Annotated in this window: 14 protein-coding genes; 7 read left to right on the top strand and 7 right to left on the bottom strand. The window is 71.2% G+C overall.

All coding sequences use genetic code 11. The features are described from left to right. Window positions 1–10: 10 nt before the first annotated feature. The gene (locus DJ476_RS03065; RefSeq protein WP_112489767.1) at window positions 11–439 is read right to left on the bottom strand and encodes an ATP-binding protein; all 429 of its coding nucleotides are present in this window, start codon (window positions 437–439) and stop codon (window positions 11–13) included. A 118-nt stretch (window positions 440–557) separates the two neighbouring features. Further along, the gene (locus DJ476_RS03060; RefSeq protein WP_112489766.1) at window positions 558–1619 is read right to left on the bottom strand and encodes an ATP-dependent DNA ligase; all 1062 of its coding nucleotides are present in this window, start codon (window positions 1617–1619) and stop codon (window positions 558–560) included. A gap of 76 nt (window positions 1620–1695) precedes the next feature. On the opposite strand from DJ476_RS03060, the gene ligD reads away from it, so the two are divergent. Beyond that, window positions 1696–2718 carry a non-homologous end-joining DNA ligase gene (gene ligD / locus DJ476_RS03055; RefSeq protein WP_318294318.1) on the top strand — a complete coding sequence of 341 codons (1023 nt, stop codon included), beginning with the start codon at window positions 1696–1698 and terminating at the stop codon, window positions 2716–2718. Continuing rightward, on the top strand, window positions 2715–3782 hold the full coding sequence (locus DJ476_RS03050) for an ABC transporter permease (protein WP_112489765.1): 1068 nt from the start codon (window positions 2715–2717) through the stop codon (window positions 3780–3782). The genes ligD and DJ476_RS03050 overlap by 4 nt, the downstream gene beginning before the upstream one ends. Window positions 3783–3798: 16 nt before the next feature. On the opposite strand, the gene DJ476_RS03045 is transcribed toward DJ476_RS03050, so the two are convergent. Together DJ476_RS03045 and DJ476_RS03040 are read right to left on the bottom strand one after the other, a co-directional pair. Beyond that, the gene (locus tag DJ476_RS03045) at window positions 3799–5976 is read right to left on the bottom strand and encodes an OmpL47-type beta-barrel domain-containing protein (protein WP_404827583.1); all 2178 of its coding nucleotides are present in this window, start codon (window positions 5974–5976) and stop codon (window positions 3799–3801) included. A gap of 77 nt (window positions 5977–6053) precedes the next feature. Then, on the bottom strand, window positions 6054–8564 hold the full coding sequence (locus DJ476_RS03040; protein ID WP_404827582.1) for a ThuA domain-containing protein: 2511 nt from the start codon (window positions 8562–8564) through the stop codon (window positions 6054–6056). Window positions 8565–8785: 221 nt separating this feature from the next. On the opposite strand from DJ476_RS03040, the gene DJ476_RS03035 reads away from it, so the two are divergent. Then, complete coding sequence (locus DJ476_RS03035; protein ID WP_112489762.1) at window positions 8786–9835, top strand: multicopper oxidase domain-containing protein; 1050 nt, start codon at window positions 8786–8788, stop codon at window positions 9833–9835. A gap of 165 nt (window positions 9836–10000) precedes the next feature. On the opposite strand, the gene DJ476_RS03030 is transcribed toward DJ476_RS03035, so the two are convergent. The 3 genes from DJ476_RS03030 to DJ476_RS03020 all read right to left on the bottom strand — a co-directional run bounded on the left by DJ476_RS03030 (window position 10001) and on the right by DJ476_RS03020 (window position 13640). After that, window positions 10001–12187 carry a DEAD/DEAH box helicase gene (locus DJ476_RS03030; protein ID WP_112489761.1) on the bottom strand — a complete coding sequence of 729 codons (2187 nt, stop codon included), beginning with the start codon at window positions 12185–12187 and terminating at the stop codon, window positions 10001–10003. Between the two features lie 215 nt (window positions 12188–12402). Then, window positions 12403–13182 carry a methyltransferase domain-containing protein gene (locus DJ476_RS03025; RefSeq protein WP_318294317.1) on the bottom strand — a complete coding sequence of 260 codons (780 nt, stop codon included), beginning with the start codon at window positions 13180–13182 and terminating at the stop codon, window positions 12403–12405. Between the two features lie 263 nt (window positions 13183–13445). Then, window positions 13446–13640, bottom strand: a complete 195-nt coding sequence (locus DJ476_RS03020) for a hypothetical protein (RefSeq protein ID WP_112489759.1) — start codon at window positions 13638–13640, stop codon at window positions 13446–13448. 103 nt (window positions 13641–13743) lie between these two features. Here DJ476_RS03020 and DJ476_RS36000 point away from each other — a divergent pair, with 103 nt between their 5' ends. The 4 genes from DJ476_RS36000 (at window position 13744) to DJ476_RS03000 (ending at window position 16967) form a co-directional block, all read left to right on the top strand. Beyond that, on the top strand, window positions 13744–13869 hold the full coding sequence (locus DJ476_RS36000; RefSeq protein WP_241565481.1) for a DUF397 domain-containing protein: 126 nt from the start codon (window positions 13744–13746) through the stop codon (window positions 13867–13869). A gap of 251 nt (window positions 13870–14120) precedes the next feature. Then, entirely contained in the window at window positions 14121–14942 is an 822-nt protein-coding gene (locus DJ476_RS03010; protein WP_103417196.1) for a VOC family protein, read from the top strand. Between the two features lie 46 nt (window positions 14943–14988). Continuing rightward, complete coding sequence (locus DJ476_RS03005; protein ID WP_103417197.1) at window positions 14989–15243, top strand: WhiB family transcriptional regulator; 255 nt, start codon at window positions 14989–14991, stop codon at window positions 15241–15243. A 59-nt stretch (window positions 15244–15302) separates the two neighbouring features. Further along, window positions 15303–16967 (top strand): GMC family oxidoreductase, encoded by a 1665-nt coding sequence (locus DJ476_RS03000; RefSeq protein ID WP_112489758.1) that lies wholly within the window; start codon window positions 15303–15305, stop codon window positions 16965–16967. Window positions 16968–16996 lie beyond the last annotated feature (29 nt).

Genomic DNA, 16996 nt, shown 5'->3' with positions numbered 1-16996 from the left:
GGCCCCGGGCTCAGGCCAGGGCGACCACGGCGGCGATGCGCTTGCCGCCCCCGTGCGGGGTGACGGAGAGCCGCGCGGTCAGCCGGTGGACCAGCGACCAGCCGTAACCGCCCTCCCCGACCGACCCGGGGGCCGGCTCCTGGAGGACCGGATGGCGGGGGTCCGCGTCGTCGACCACCAGGTGGAGGTTGCCGCCGATGATCCGCGCCGAGAAGCCGGTGACCCCGTCGGCGTGCCGCAGCGCGTTGGTGACGATCTCCGAGGTCACCAGCAGGGCGTCCGCCACGACCACGTTCGCGAGCGTCTCGTCCGTCAGCCCGCCGAACTCCTCCGTCAGCAGCCGGGTCACGGCATCGCGCGCCTCGGCCGCGCTGCGGGGCACACCGAGGGGTACGGCATCGGCGTGACGTACGGGAGGGGTGTGCGGGGTAGGGTGCACGCCCGTACCTCCTTTCCACGCCGTCGGTGAAGGGCGCTCGGTGAATGCGGAACTTCCCGTGGAAACCACCGCATTCCCCCTCTCGCCGTCCCCACACCTCCCAGGTCTCCCCGCCGGGTCAGCCGCCCGCCAGCACCTGCGCCAGGTCGTAGGAGACGACCTCCTCCAACTGCGCGTACGTACAGCTCGCCGGGGTCCGGTCCGGGCGCCACCGCCGGAACTGCGTCGTATGGCGGAACCGGTCGCCCTCCATGTGGTCGTACGCGACCTCGCAGACCCGCTCCGGCCGCAGTGGCACCCACGACTGGTCCTTCTTCCCCGTCCAGCGGTTCTGCGTCCCCGGCAGCCGGGAGGCCTCGTGCGCCGCCGCGTCCGCCCACGCGCCCCACGGATGGCCGGTGAACGCGCAGCGCAGCGGGGCCAGTTCCTCGGCCAGCTCGGCGCGGCGCTTCATCGGGAAGGCCGCGCAGACCCCGACGTGCTGGAGCACGCCCCCGGTGTCGTACAAACCGAGCAGCAGCGAGCCGACGACCGGGCCGCTCTTGTGCTCGCGGTATCCCGCCACCACGACATCGGCGGTCCGCTCGTGCTTGATCTTGTACATCACCCGGGTGTCGGGCCGGTACGGCAGATCCTGCGGCTTCGCCACGATCCCGTCCAGCCCCGCGCCCTCGTACCGGTCGAACCACTCCCGGGCCAGCTCGATGTCCGTGGTGGACGGGGCGAGGAGTACGGGCGCGGAGGCGCCGGAGAGGGCCGCCACCAGCACCGCCCGCCGGTCGGTCTGCGGGGTGCTCAGCAGGGAGGTGTCGTCCACCGCAAGGACGTCGAAGGCGATGAAGCTCGCCGGGGTCCGCTCGGCGAGCATCCGCACCCGGGAGTCCGCCGGATGGATGCGCTCGCTGAGCCGGTCGAAATCGAGCCGCCCCTCATGGGCGATGACGATTTCCCCGTCGAGCACACAGCGCGGCGGCAGGTTCTCCCGTACGGCGTCGACCAGATCCGGGAAGTAGCGGGTCAGTGACTTGCCCGTACGGCTGCCGATCTCCACCTCGTCACCGTCGCGGTAGACGATCGCCCGGAAGCCGTCCCACTTCGCCTCGTAGCTCATGCCCGGCGGGATCTTGGCCACCGACTTGGCGAGCATCGGCTTCACGGGCGGCATCACCGGCAGGTCCATGACTCGATTCTGGCGCCCCGGCACACCCATGTCTCCCGATGTGCGGCATATGTGCGACCGGCCTACGGTGGCCGACATGGGAGCAGCGGTGGAGCTGGACGCGGGCGGACGAGCGGTGAGGCTCTCCAACCCGGACAAGGTGTACTTCCCGGCGAAGGGCTACACCAAGAGGGACGTGGCCGAATACTTCCTGGCCGTGGGCCCCGGGATCACCCGCGCCCTCAACCACCGGCCCACCACGCTCCAGCGGTTCGTGGACGGGGTGGAGGGCGACTTCTTCTACCAGAAGCGCGCCCCGAAGAACCTCCCCGACTGGATCCCCACCGCCCGCATCGCCTTCCCCAGCGGCCGCCCCGCCGACGAGCTGTGCCCCACCGAACTCGCCGCCGTGATCTGGGCCGCCAACCTCGGCACCCTCACCTTCCACCCCTGGCCGGTCCGGGCCGGGGACACCGACCACCCGGACGAGCTGCGCATCGACCTGGACCCGCAGCCCGGCACCGACTACGCCGACGCGGTCGCCGCCGCCCACGAGCTGCGCTCGGTCCTGGAGGACCACGGCGTACGGGGGTGGCCCAAGACCTCCGGCGGGCGCGGGATGCACGTCTTCGTCCCCATCGAGCCCGCCTGGACCTTCACCGAGGTCCGGCGCGCCGCCATCGCCGCCGGGCGCGAGCTGGAGCGGCGGATGCCCGAGCGGGTGACGACCGCCTGGTGGAAGGAGGAGCGCGGGGAGCGGATCTTCGTCGACTTCAACCAGACCGCCCGCGACCGCACGATCGCCTCCGCCTACTCCGTACGCCCCTTCCCGCACGCCCCGGTCTCGGCGCCGCTGCGCTGGGAGGAGATCGACGACGCCGAACCGCGCGACTTCGACATCCGTACGATGCCGGGCCGGTACGCCGAACTCGGGGACGTGCACGCGGACATGGACCAGGAGGCGTTCCGGCTGGACGGGCTGCTGGAGCTGGCGGACCGGGACGAGAAGGAGCGCGGGCTCGGGGACATGCCGTACCCGCCGGAGTACCCGAAGATGCCCGGCGAACCGAAGCGGGTCCAGCCCAGCCGCGCCCGCCATGACGACGGCGGTACCGCGTGAGCGGAAGCAGCGAGAAGCACGGCGCCCACGGCCGCCCCCTGACGCTCCGCGAGCGCTGGGAGGCGTACAAGAACAGCCCGTTCCTCCCCGCGACCGTTCTGGTCCTCATCGTCGCCGCCGCGGCCGGACTCTTCGCCGGCTCCTACACGTACGCGATGGCCAAGCCCACCCCGCACCGCATTCCGGCGGCCCTGGTCACCCAGCCCGCCGTGCAGCGCGGCGAGGCGTTCGTCACCGGGATGGAGAAGGCCCTCGACGCCTCGCTCGAACTCCACGACTACCGGGACCTCGCGGACGCCCGGCGCGCCCTGGACGAGCAGAAGGTCTTCGCGATCGTGCGCGCCTCGGACGACGGGGTGGCGCTCGACGTGGCCGGGGCGTCCGGCGCCTCCGTGGCCGAACTGCTCGGCAAGGCGGGGATCGAGGTCGGGGACGCCACCGGGGCGCCGGTCACCGTCCGGGACGTCAAGCCGCTCCAGGCCGGTGATCCGCGCGGGCTCGCGCTCTTCTACATCTCGCTGGCCGCCGTCATCATGGGGTTCCTCGGCGCGATCCAGCTCAGCATCCACGCCCGCGGCCTCAACCCGGCGGAGCGCATCGTGTTCACCGCCGCGTACGCCCTGCTCGGCGGGTTCGCCATCGCCGCGGCCGTGGACTGGTGGCTGGGGGCGGTGGACCTGCCGTTCGTCCAGTCGTGGCTGATCCTGGCGTTCACCATGTTCACCTCGGGCATGGTCTTCACCATGTTCAACACCCTGATGGGCCGGTGGGCGATGATCCCCACCTGGGGCGTCATGGTGCTGCTCGGCAACCCGTCCTCCGGCGGCGCGGTCTCCTGGCCGCTGCTGCCCTCCGCCCTCGGGCACATCGGCCGCTGGCTGCCGCCGGGTGCCTCCGTCAACGCCCAGCACACGGCCGTCTACTACCAGGGGCACCAGTTCGTCTTCCCCTATCTGGTGCTCGCGGCCTGGGCGCTGGTCTCCTGCACGGTCTTCTGGGTGTGGCGCCACCGGCACCCAGGAGGCCGCGCCCGCACGCCCGAGCATGCGGCCACGGCCTCCTGAGACCTGTTTCTCTGGGCTACAGCTCCTTGATCCGGATGTCGCGGTACGAGATGACGTCCGTGACCCCGTGGACCTGGAGCCCGATGTAGCCGGAGGCGAACCGCCGGCCGTCGGTGCCCGGGTCGTCACCGCGCGGCGGCTCGAAGAGCTGGCCGCCGGTGTTGTCGAACTCGTTGATCAGGACACCGTTGCGGTAGATCTCGTAGTGCTGGTCGACGACCTTGATCTCGTAGTCGTTCCAGGTGCCCTTGGGGGTGACCCCGGCGCCGCCGAGCCCCACCCGGTCGAAGCCGTAGACCGAACCGGTCTTGTACATGTCGCCGTCCGGCCGGTCGTTGACCTGGATCTCATGGCCGTACTTGATGGCGACCCACTCCGGACGCGACTCCTCCGGGTGGTCGTGGACCTTCGGGAAGCGGACGAAGACCCCGCCGTTGGCGTTGCCGGAGCCCGGGGCGTCGTCGCGCCACTGGAGCTTCAGCGAGAAGTCGCCGTACGCCCGGGTCGGGAACCAGAGCATGCCCATGCCGCCCACCGTGGTGGAGCTGGTGATGGAGCCCTCCTCCTCGTTCAGCCCGAACGCGCCGCCGCCCACGTGCTGCCACTTGGCGAGCGAGGCCGCCGTGCCGTCGAAGAGCTTGGTGTACCCCTCGGACTGGCCCGGCTTCCCGATGCCCGACTGCTTGGCGGCCTGGTTGATCGCCTTGCGCTCGCGCTGGTCGATCACGCCGTCGGTCTTCAGCTTGTCGAGGACCGCCGTCACGTGCTTGAGGAACAGCGCGTGCGAGGACCAGTCCTTCTCGTCCTCGATCAGCTCGTTGATCGTGCAGCGGTTACGGGTGATCCGGTTCGGGACGCCCGTGTCGACCGTACCGACGAAGACGGTGTGCCGCTCGTCGAACTCCGCGCAGTTGGGCGCCGGGACCCCGCCGCCCTGGGCGACGGTGAAGGACACCCGCTCGGCCTCGGAGGTGTTCCCCGCCTTGTCCGTCGCCCGGTGCGCGACGGTGTGGTGGCCGACCCGGTCGACCAGGACGGGGGCGGTGTACGCGAGGTAGGGGCCGCCGTCGAGGGAGTACTCGACCTTGTCCACGCCCGAGTCGTCGTCGGTCGCGGTGAGGGTGACCTTGGCGCTGGTGATGAACGCGCCGTCGGAGTTCTTGCTCCCCTCGACCTTCACCGAGGTCTCCGGGGCCGTCTTGTCCTGCGACGGCGGCTCGACGACGGTGAACGCGACGGACTTCTCCTCCGCCACGTTCCCCGACCGGTCGGTGGCCCGGTAGCGGACGGTGTGCTCGCCCACCTCGTGGACCATCACCGGGGCGGTGTACGCCTTCCACTCACCGTCGGCGCCGAGCGCGTACTCGATGGTGTTGACACCGGACCCGGTGTCGGACGCGGTCACGGTGACCGTGGCCATGCCCAAGTAGGCTCCGTCGTCGCCCTGTTCGCCCGATACGGTCGCCGAGGTCTCCGGCGGCGTCTTGTCGTCGGTGGGCGGGGCGGCGACCGCGAAGTCGACGGACTTCTCCTCGGCCGTGTTGCCCGCCTTGTCGGTGGCCCGGTAGCGGACGGTGTGGTCACCTACCTCGCTCACGACCACGGGCGCGGTGTACGGCTGCCACGCGCCGTCGGCACCGAGCGCGTACTCGACGGTGTCGACGCCCGAGCCCGCGTCGGTCGCCTCGACGGTGACGGTGGCCTGGCCGATGTACGCGCCGTCACCGTTCCGGTCGCCGTCGACCTTGGCCGAGGTCGCGGGGGCCTCGGTGTCCTCACCGCCGCCGCCCTCGGTGACGGTGAGCACGCCCTTCATCTCGCCGTGGCCGGGGATCGTGCAGTGGTAGAAGTACTTGCCGGGCGTCAGCGTGACCTCCACGCTGTGCTTGCCGCCCTCGGAGTCACCGGGGTTGGCCAGGATGTTCACCTGGACGTCGTTGTTGTACTCCGGGTCCGAGACGCTGAACGTCAGCGTGTGCGGCATGCTCGTGGTGTTGCCGGTCGCCGTGCTGTTCTCGAAGACGATGGTCGCCTTGCCGGCCACCGCCGTCTCCGGCGCGGTCAGATAGCGGTCGATCGGGTCACCGGCCGTCCAGGTCAGCACCTGGTCGGCGGCGGCCTGCGCCCCGGAGCGGTCGTCGCCGCCCGCGCCGCCCTTGCCGTACGCGGCCGTGGAGGTGAGCCCGAGGACCATGACGAGCGAGGCCAGCAGGGCCACCCAGAAGCGGGGCGGCCGATGGCGGCGCCGTGGAGGGGTGTACGCGGGGTGTCTCACTGGGCTGCCGCCTTTCCGACCAGATCACCGGCGGCCGGGGTGGCCCCGCCGCCCTTGTACGTGACGCGCCACAGCGCGGACTTGGAGTCGGAGGTGAAGAAGCCGCGCCCGTAGTCCAGGACGTAAAGCGAACCGTCCGGCGCGAACTTCCAGTCCATCAGATTGCGGATGCCGTCGTTGCCGACCGGGATGATCTTCTTCAACGACTCGGCGTGCACGGGCAGCCCGCCCTTGCCGACCGTCTTCGGGTCGGTGAGCACCGCGTGGCGCGGCTGGGTGTCGTCGTAGAAGTCACCGACGAACCACTTGCCGTCCCAGTACGCGGGCCACTTCGCCGTCGACTCGCTCTGCGCGTCGTAGCGGTAGACCGGGCCGTTCATGGTCGCCTGGCCGCCGCCCTTGAGCCAGGGCAGCAACTCCTTCTGCTCCTCGGCCTTGTAGCTGGGGACGCCGTTGGCGTCACGCGGGTAGTCGACCCCGCCGCCCTGCGGCGAGTACCAGATGGTGTTGGGCGTCACCGGCGGCAGCTTGACCAGACCGTCGTTGTGGGGCGACTCGTTCTTCGGGGCGTTGCAGTCGTACCAGCCGAGCGGTTTGCTCGGATCGGGCAGATTGCGGTCCCGGTAGGGCTGGTTGTTGCCCATGCAGTACGGCCAGCCGTGGTTGCCCGCCTTGGTGATCGCGGCGAACGTGTCGTACTTGGCGGGGCCCCAGGTGGTGGAGGCCGAGCCCGCGTCGGGGCCGACCCAGCCCGCGTACAGCGTGTCGGTGGCGGGGTCGATCGAGATCCGGGCCGGGTTCCGTACGCCCATCACATAGATCTCGCCCCGGGTCTTCCCGCCGCCCTCGTCCGGCTCCTTGCCGGTGAAGAGGTTGTTGGAGGGGAGGGTGTAGGTGCCGTCGTCCTCGGGGTGGATGCGCAGGATCTTGCCGTTGAGGTTGTTGGTGTTGCCCGAGGTGCGGCGGGCGTCCGCGAAGGAGACGCCCTTGAAGTTCGGCTCCGGGTTGTTGCCGGAGTAACCGCTGCTGAAACCGGAGGAGTTGGTGTCACCGGTCGCGATGTACAGGTTGCCCTTCGAGTCCCACGCCATGCCGCCGCCCGCGTGGCAGCAGCTGTGGATCTGCACCGGCCAGCCGAGCAGCACCTTCTCCGAGGCGAGGTCCAGCTTCCCCGAGGCCGGGTCGTAGGTGAAACGCGAGACCTGACGGGTCGCCATGTGCTTGTCCCGGTCGATCTTCGCGTGCGGGGTGTAGTGCAGATAGACCCAGCCGTTGGAGGCGAAGTCCGGGTCCAGCTCGATGCCCAGCAACCCCTCCTCGTTCTTGGTCAGTTCGTCGCCGCCGCCCTTGTTGCCGAAGACCTCCAGGGCCCCGGCGAGGGTGACCTTCTTCGTCTGCGGGTCGTAGACGTGGATCTCGCCCTTGCCCTTGCCGATGTTCGGGTTGTTCCAGTCCGTGACGACCGGCTGGGAGCTGTCGGCCCCGCCGCGCCCGATGTAGAAGACCTTGCCGTCCGGCGCGGTGACCAGGCCGTGCGGCTCGCCGATCTGGTCGTTCTGGCCCGGCTGGTTGGGCTGGGTGAGGCGCTCGGCGGTGTAGTTGGACGTGATGGTGGCCTTGCAGTCGGCCTGCGAGGTGCGGTTGGTCCAGGCGAGGGCGCCGCGCAGATGGTCGCGGAAGTCGGTCTCGGCGAAGCTGTCCGCCGTACCGCCCATCGCCGTGTAGAAGGAGCGCCCGCCGTCGTAGTCGCGGCACCAGGAGACCGGGTGGTCCCAGCCGTTGGCGCTTGTGCCCGGCTGATACGTCAGCTCCCGGACGCGCGCCACGGTGTGCACGTCACCGGACGGGTTCTTCGTCCAGTTCAGCCACTTGTCGGGGCGCTTCCACTCCAGCGGCAGGTTCTTGGTCGCCGGGTGGATCCGGTCCCCGACCTCGACGGTCGCACGCTGCACGGCGGTCGGGCTGTTCCCGGCCGGGCGGGCGCCGATCAGACCGGTGAACCAGTCCGAGTACGGCTCGGTGCGCGCCGCGTCATGGATGCCGAGGAAGCCGCCGCCCGCCTCCATGTACGCCTCGAGGCCCGCCTCCTGCTCGGGGTCCAGGACGTCCCCGCCGCCGGTCAGGAAGACCACCGCGTGGAAGGAGCCGAGCCGTTTGCCGTTGGTGAAGACGTTCGGGTTGGCGGTGGCCACGGTGGTGAACCGGCCGGCCTCCGGACCGGTCTGCCCGATCTTCTCGATCGCCGCGATACCGGCGTCCGTGTACGGTGCCTCGTCACCGGCCGACGCATGGAAGACCAGCACCTTGACCTGGTTCTTCGCGCCCGGCGGGGACGGCAGGGACAACGTTGTCGCCGTCTTCTCCACCAGGTCCCGGTCCGGCGAGGTGCCCGCGTTGGCGGGGCCTCCGGCGCTCAGCAGGGACACGGTCAGTGCGCCGGCCGCCACGACCGCCGCGAGGCCGCGTCGATGGCGTGATCTCGACCGGTGAGGCGATGCGCCGTGCATGTGGGTCACCCAACCCTTCTGTGCTCACTGCAGCGTTGACTGTGACAGCGCACGAAGCTAGACCTCTTTTCGCGGCCCGCCAATAGCTAAGGCAGCAATCGCACAAACTTTGTCCTGAGTGTGGATAAACGCTCGGCCCCCGGCTACGGTGTGGCCCGTTCCGGGGAGCGTCCGACCCCTCCCGTCTCCGCCAGTTTCCTTATCCCAGTGGGGAGTTCGATATGGACCGAAGGACCTTCAGCCGGCGGATGCTGATCGGCGGCGCGGCTGCGGCGGCCACCGGGGTGACATCGTTGTCGCTCGGTGCCGTGGAGGCAAGCTCCGCGGAGAGCGGACCGCGCACGGCCCCGGCCGGGGGCGCGGTGCGCCGCATCAAGATGTACGCCGAGAAGCTGCCCAACGGCGAGCTGGGGTACGGCTTCGAGAAGGGCAAGGCGTCGATCCCCGGCCCCCTCATCGAGCTGAACGAGGGCGACACGCTCCACATCGACTTCGAGAACCTCACCGACGGCGACGTCAGCCTCCATGTCCACGGCGTCGACTATGACATCGCCAACGACGGCACCCGGATGAACAAGAGCCACGTCGAGGCCGGCGGCACCCGCACGTACACCTGGCGCACCCACAAGCCGGGCACGCGCAAGGACGGTACGTACGAGCCGGGCAGCGCGGGCTACTGGCACTACCACGACCACGTCGTCGGCACCGACCACGGCACCGGCGGCATCCGCAAGGGGCTGTACGGGCCGCTCGTGGTGCGCAGGAAGGGCGACCTGCTGCCGGACCAGACGTGCACGGTCGTCTTCAACGACATGATGATCAACAACAAGGCGGCCCACAACAGCGTCAACTTCGAGGCCACGGTGGGGGACCGGCTCGAATTCGTGATGATCACGCACGGCGAGTACTACCACACCTTCCATATCCACGGTCACCGCTGGGCGGACAACCGGACCGGCATCCTCACCGGCCCCGACGACCCCAGCCGGGTCATCGACAACAAGATCTGCGGCCCCGCCGACTCCTTCGGCCTCCAGATCATCGCGGGCGAACGGGTGGGCGCGGGCGCCTGGATGTACCACTGCCATGTGCAGAGCCACTCCGACATGGGGATGGCCGGACTGCTGCTGATCAAGAAGCCGGACGGCACGATCCCGGGGTACGAACCGCACCACCATGGGGCGGGCGGGGCCGAGAAGAAGACCGCCCAGGACAAGGACAACGACAAGGACAAGGGCGAGGACAAGGGAGCGGCGGAGCACCAGCACTGACCGGGCGCCCGGGGCGCCGCGAGGGGGCGGGGCGGTTGCCGAGCCGCTCGACGGCGGCCCGCTGTGCTGCCCGGCCATGGGCCCGGCGTCCGGTCGCGCGGGGCGAGACGGCCGCTCCGGCCGCTCCGGTTACGCCAGCCATTCCTGCCGTTCCGGGCGGGCCGGTCACTCCGAGCGGGCCGGGCGGACCAGCCGCTGCTGCTCCTCCTCCACGATCCGCCGCGCCAGATCGCCGTCCGACACGTCCACGGCGTCCGGCGCGGCCTCCGCGAGGTCGCTGCGCCGGGCGTACGCGTCGAAGAGCCGGTCCTTGCGGGCCAGCAGCTCCACCATCCGCTGATCCACGCTGTCCGCCACCAGCAGCCGGTGCACCTGGACCGTGCGGACCTGGCCCATCCGGTGGGCGCGGGCGACCGCCTGGTGCTCCAGCGTCGGCTTGATCTGCGGCTCGCAGAGGATGACCACGGACGCGGCCTGCATGTTGAGCCCGGTGCCCCCGGCCTGGATCTGGCTCAGCAGCACCGCGTGCCCGTCGGCGGCGGAGAAGGTGTCGACCAGCTTCTGCCGCCGGGCGGCCGGAAGGCTCCCGGAGATCGGCCCGAGGGCGTCCGGCCCCAGCGCCTCCCCGACGGCGGCCAGCACCTCCCGGAAGTAGGAGAAGACCACCACCTTCAGCCCGTTGTCCCGCGCCTCGTCGACCAGTTCGCGCAGCCGCTCCAGCTTGGCGGAGGTCGCGGGCGTGGCGTACGCGGCCCGGCGCATCCGCATGAACTGCCCCGACGCCACCGCGTCCCGGTACGCCACCAGGTCCTCGGGGCTGAACTCCTCCCACTCGTCCACGTGCACCAGCGCGGGGAGTTCGGCGAGGACGTCCACCTGGTTGCGGCGGAGGTAGGCGGGGGACACGGCCCGGCGGAAGGCCTCCGAACCGGCGGCGCCGTGCGTCGTACTCACCACATCCGCCAGCTCCGGGCGGAGTTGGCGGACGAGACTGCGGAACTCCTCCACCCGGTTCTCCATCGGCGTCCCGGTGAGGAAGAGCACGTGCTCGGCCTGCTCCGCCCGCGCGGCGACCGCCTGGGCCCGCCGGGTGGCGGGATTCTTCACGAAGTGGGCCTCGTCGACCACCAGCATCGAGAGAGCGACGCCCTCCTCGGGCAGGGTCCGCAGCGCGTCGAACGTGGTGAGGGCGACCCCACCCTTCGCCGCCCACTCCGCGAACACCTCCCGCCGCTCCGGCCCGTGCACCGGCAGCGGGCGCAGGGTGGAGCGGGCGCGGATCTCCCGGTCCCAGTTGATCAGCACGCTGGCCGGGCACACCACCAGGAAGTGACGCTCGCCCCGGGCCGCGAGATGGGCGAGCGCGGCGATGGCCTGCACGGTCTTGCCGAGCCCCATCTCGTCCCCGAGGATCACCCGCTTCTGCGCCAGCGCGAACCGCGCCCCGAACGACTGGTAGCCACGCAGGGAGACCCGCAGCCGCGTGTCGTCGAGCCGCAGCGCCCGTACCCGGTCCGCGATCCCTGCGGGCAGGAACCCCTCGGCGGCGTCCCGGTCCGGCCCGCTGCCGGACAGCTCCGCGAGCAGGCTGTAGTACTCGGCGGACCGCAGCTCGAAGTCCACCCACGCCCCGGGCGCCGTCTCCGGCGCCCGCAGCAGATCCACCGAGACCTGTCCGAAGAGCAGCGGCAGCTCCTGCCCGTCCGCCTCCGCGAGCGCCGCCCGCACCCCGGCCACGGCGTCGAGCGCCCGCCGCCGCGCCTCCTTGCCGCTGAACAGCATCCGCAGCCGGCTCCCGGCCGGTGCGGCGGCGGCCACCAGGGGCCGGAGCCCCTCGTCCAGCCGCCGGCCCGCCTCCACCGCCCGCCGCGCGTCCGGACCGGCCTCGACCAGCCGGTGCAGGGCGACGACCAGGGCGGTCGTGGTGTCGTCGGGGGCGTCCATGTCGATCCGTACGGAGACGGTCTCGCGCACCGCGTCCGCGATCTGCCCGGCCGCCGCCAGCGCCTGGTCGGCGGTGTGCGCCCCGACGCCGGGGATCAGCCGCAGCTCGTAGCGCGCGGTGCCGTGGACCTGGCCGACGGTGGTGAACCCGGCCTGTTCGAGGGCGGTGAGGCGCAGCCGCCCCTCCGTGACGTCCTTGAGCCGGGTGACCGGGATGGCGGTCAGCTCCTGGTCGACCAGGGCCGAGAGCAGCGGGTCGAGAACACCCCGTACGGCATCGACGGCCCGGGCATGGTCCTCCCGTACGGCGGCCGCCCTGCCGAGCAGCGCCTCGGCCTCGGCCAGCAGCTCCCGGACGACCCGGCCCGTCGCCCCCGGGCGGACGGTCTGCGCCCCCGTCTCCGTCATCGTCCGCTCTCGCCGCCATCGGGAAGTGATCTTCTAGCTGTACGTCGCTATCGTCCCACGCCCCACTGACACACCCCGGCCCTCGGCCCGGCCTGCCCCCTCCCTGGCGGCGCGCGCATGGGGGCGTGGGGGCGTCTATCCGAGATGCGCGGTCGGTACGTCCCAGGAGTCGCCGTCCGGAGACCGGTGCCAGAGCGTGTGCCGGCCGTCCGGATTTACGGTGAGACCGAACTGGTCCCAGGAAGGCTTCGCGTGCGCGACCCACCAGGCCCACGTCTCCTCGACGACCGCCCAGAGACCCTGGTCCTGGTAGCTTCCTGCGGCTCCATGCCCAGCGCGGTAGGTCCCTTCGCCCCACCGGCCGTCGGGCAGGAGCAGGCGGCGGACCGGCCGACCCTGCCGTACTGGAGGTCGAGGCCGGGCAGCCTCGCGGAGAGCAGGAACTTCAGGTGATAGTTGTCGAAGTCCTCGACGGGGATGCCCGAGGTTCCCCCGGAGCGTTCACCGGGCTCCGCCCGTACGGCCCCGGCCCCCCGTCTGGCGGGCATGAAGGCCCCGCCGTCCTCCGTGAAGCGGCCGGAGAGGGTTCCGTCGGACCGGGCTTCCAGAAGTACGAGACCGGCGCTCATCGGGCCGAACACCTTGGCGATGAGCCTGCCGCCCGGGGCGAGCGCCGTACGGATGGAGTCGGTGACGTACGGCAGCCCGAAGGAAAAGATGATCTTGTCGAACTGTCGCTGCCACCGCCACGAGGTGGCATCGGCCTCGATGATCCGGGGGTGGTGGCCCAGTGCCTCCAAGCGATCCCTTGCGGCGTCCGTACCGCTGATGTCGCACGCGGTGAGCCGGTCAGGCCCGGCCACCAGCTTCAGGATCAGCGCGGCCTGGTAGCCGGTGCCCAGCCCCGCGTCCAGAACGTCGTCCTCGGGTTCGATGCCGAGATCTTCGAGCATCCGGGCCGTGAGGCTCGGCTGCGTACTGGACGAGACGGGCACACGGTGCCAACCGGCGTCCACAGCCTCGGCCGACCCCAACTCCGTGACCAGCGAGGTGTTCGAGTAGATCGGCTCCAGTCACCGCACACCCTCCTCTTCCGTACGCCGCTGCCACAGCGTCGGCACGCCACCCGAGTTGTCGAAATGAGTGGGTACGGAAGCGTGCCGTGGAGTCGAGGCCACGGCCTCGTACACGGAGCGCGAGGAGATGTCTCCGGACGCCCGCAGCCCGTCCGCCAAGGAGCGCGCGGCAGAGACCCAGTTCAGAGTTCGCACCATTCCTCCAGAACGGTGGCGATGGCCTTTGCCACCGGCAGGTCGGGGGAGTTGGTCCAGGCCCACTGCCCGGACGGGTCGGCCTCCAGGAACAGCCACCTTCCCGAGGGCTGCACGATGAAGTCCGCCGCGAAACAGGCCAGATCCATCACGGCCGCGTACCGCCGCAACGACTGGAGCACCTCCTTCGGTGTCTCGATGGGGGTAGAGCTCGATGGAGTTGCAGTCCGAGCGCCAGTCGATACGGTCCTGATCGCTCGCTGCGTCTGTGTCGAGGGGAAGGTCATGGACGCGAACCTTCCTGGTGTGGTCCGTGCCCGCGACAGCAAGGACATCGGCCTCCCCGAGGTACGGGTCCCCGCCGCCGCGTGGGGCGCGTTCGTCGCGTACGTCGGCCGCCCCGAGGTCTGACCCGCAGAGCACAGCACCGAAACCTCTCCCCGGCCCGAGCCAGGGGGAGGTTTCCTCGTTTCTCGGCCACGGAGCAAGCCCCCGCGATCCGCGTAGGCGGCGCACACCCCTGCGCTACGGCCGCGAACCCCGGACGGCCTCGTGCGGACTGCGGTTGTCAGTGGCCGGTGCGAGACTCGACGGGACAGGGAACAGCCCTCGCGCTGCCGTGTGCGCGTGCGGGGCCGAGTGATCCGCCGAAGGAGCACGTCATGCTCAACCCCGTCTTTCCCGACGGAGCGCCCAACTGGGTCGACCTGGGCACGCCCGATCTCGACGGGGCCCTCACGTTCTACGGCGGCCTCTTCGGCTGGGAGCTGGTCCCGGGCGGCCCCGAGGTCGGGGGATACGGGATGTTCACCCTGGACGGGCACACCGTCGCCGGGGTCATGACGGTCCCGGAGGAGCAGTCCTCCAGCGCCTGGTCCGTCTACTTCCAGTCGTCCGACGTCAGCTCCACCGCCCAGTTGGTGAACCAGGCCGGCGGCCGCCTGGCCTTCGAGCCGATGGAGGTCCTCGACTACGGGCGCATGGGCGGCTTCCTGGACCCGGGCGGGGCCTATTTCGGCGTCTGGCAGCCCCGGCAGAACCCCGGTGTGGGCATGATCCAGCAGCCGGGATCGCTTCTCTGGGTCGAGTTGTACACCCCGGACGTCCCGGCGGCGTCCCGGTTCTTCGGCGATGTCTTCCGGTGGAAGACCGAGCCGCTGAAGGTGGAGGGCACCGAGTACGTCTACACCACGGTTCATCCCGCGGGCACCGGCCCCGAGCTGTCGTTCGGCGGCCTGGTGACGATGAGCGACGTCCCGGCCGAGGCCGCGCGCGGCCCGCACTGGCTGCCGTACTTCGAGGTCGAGGACGTGGAGGGCGCGGTGGCCGCGGCGAAGCGGCTCGGCGGGGCGGAGGCGCTGCCGCCCATGGAGGTCCCGGGCGTCGGCACGATGGCCAACGTCACCGATCCGTACGGGGCGGTGTTCGCGCTCATGAAGCCCCAGCCGAGGCAGGGAGGGGAAGGCGGCGCGCCGAGGGATTGATGAATCGTTGATCGGTCGTTTATCGGGGCCGTGCACCGTAGCTCCCATGCTGATCAACATGGTGACCGACGACGCGCTCGACTGGCAGGAGAGCGCGCTGTGTGCGCAGGCCGGACCCGAGTTCTTCTTTCCGGCCCCGGGCAGTTCGACGCGCGAGGCCAAGCAGCTGTGCGGCGTCTGCGAGGGGCGCGTGGCCTGCCTGGAGTACGCCCTCGCCAATGACGAGCGGTTCGGCGTCTGGGGCGGGCTCTCCGAGAAGGAGCGCGAGCGGCTGCGCCGGAAAGAACGCGAACAGGGCTGAACAGCGCCCCGTACATGCCACAATCCCGCTGTCATCCACATCCGGGCAGGGGAGTCGCGATGAGCAGCAGCACCAGCTACGACTACATCGTCGTCGGCGCCGGATCGGCGGGCTGTGTCCTGGCCGCCCGGCTCACCGAGGACCCGACGGTCCGCGTCGCGCTGGTGGAGTCCGGCGGGCCCGACCGGAAGCCGGAGATCCGCATCCCGGCGGCCTTTCCGAAGCTGTTCAAGACCCCGTACGACTGGGACCTGCACACCGTCCCCCAACCGGGTCTCGGCGGGCGCGAGTTGTACTGGCCGCGTGGTCACGGTCTCGGCGGGTCCTCGTCCATCAACGCGATGATGTGGGTGCGCGGCCACCGGGACGACTACGACACCTGGGCGCGGAGTGCGGGGGAGGAGTGGTCCCACGACGCGTTCGTACGGTACTTCCGCCGCGCGGAAACCTGGACCGGCCCCACCGCCGCGGACCAGAGCCCCACTGGCGCGGACGCGGGTCCCGCCGTCGGCGCCGGATCCGCCGCGCGCCCCACGTACGGCCACGACGGGCCGCTCTTCATCTCGCCGCCCCGTGACCCGAGCCCCCTCAGCGCCGCGTTCCTCGCCGCCTGCCTGTCCGACGGTCTGCCGGAGCTTGCCGAGCTCAACGTGCCCGACCACAGCGGCTGCTCCCTCACCGCGCTCAACCAGCGCCGGGGCCGCCGCTGGAGCGCGGCCGACGGCTGCCTGAAACGGGCGGCCCGCCGCCCCAACCTGGATGTGCTGACCGGCGCCCGGGTGACCGGCCTGGCCTTCGACGGCACCCGCGTCACCGGCGTCACCACGCAGTCCACCGACCGGCGTGCCCCCGGACACCTCACCGCCCGCCGCGAGGTGATCCTCAGCGCGGGCGCCATCGGCTCGCCCCAGCTTCTGCTGCGCTCCGGCATCGGTGAGCCGGAGGCGCTCCGCGCGGCGGGGATCGAGGTGCGGGCCGCCTCCCCGGACGTCGGGCGGAACCTTCAGGACCACCTGTCCTTCGCCGTCACCGTGCGCTGCCCGCAGCCGGTGACACTGACCGGCGCCGACACCCCCGCCAACCTCGCGCGCTACCTCCTCGCCCGACGGGGACCGCTGACCTCCAACGTCGGGGAGGCCGTGGCGTTCGTCCGCTCCAGCCCCGAACAGGCCGCCCCCGACCTGGAGTTGATCTTCGCTCCGGCGCCCTTCATCAACCACGGACTGACCGCCCCCACCGAGCACGGCATCACCCTCGGCGTCATCCTGCTCCAGCCGGAGAGCACCGGCCGGATCACCCTCGCCCCCGACGGCACCGAGGTGCGCATCGACCCGGGGTACCTCACCGACGAATCGGACCTGCGCCGCATCATCGCGGGCGTCCGCCGCGCCGAGCGGCTGCTCGCCTCCCCGCCCCTCGCAGCGCACGCCGGCGCACCCATGGGCCCCTACCCGGGTGTGGTCGACGACGCCGAGCTGGGCCGGGCGGTCCGGGGCGCGGCCGAAACCCTCTACCACCCGGTCGGCACCTGCCGCATGGGCCAGGACGAGGGGTCCGTGACCGATCCCCGCCTCCGGGTGCGCGGGGTGAGCGGGCTGCGGGTCGTCGACGCGTCGGTCATGCCACGGATCACCCGGGGCCACACCCACGCCCCGACCGTCGCCCTGGCCGAGCGCGCCGCCGAGCTCATCCGCGCCGACGCCCGGGTGGCGGCGGTCCGGTAGCCCGCCGGGCCGTAGACCCCGGAACTCCT

Origin of the sequence: Streptomyces bacillaris, assembly GCF_003268675.1 — a bacterium.
Classification (GTDB): domain Bacteria; phylum Actinomycetota; class Actinomycetes; order Streptomycetales; family Streptomycetaceae; genus Streptomyces; species Streptomyces bacillaris.
The sequence above is the reverse complement of the archived record's forward strand: the minus strand, read 5'-3'. Positions and strand labels throughout refer to the sequence as shown.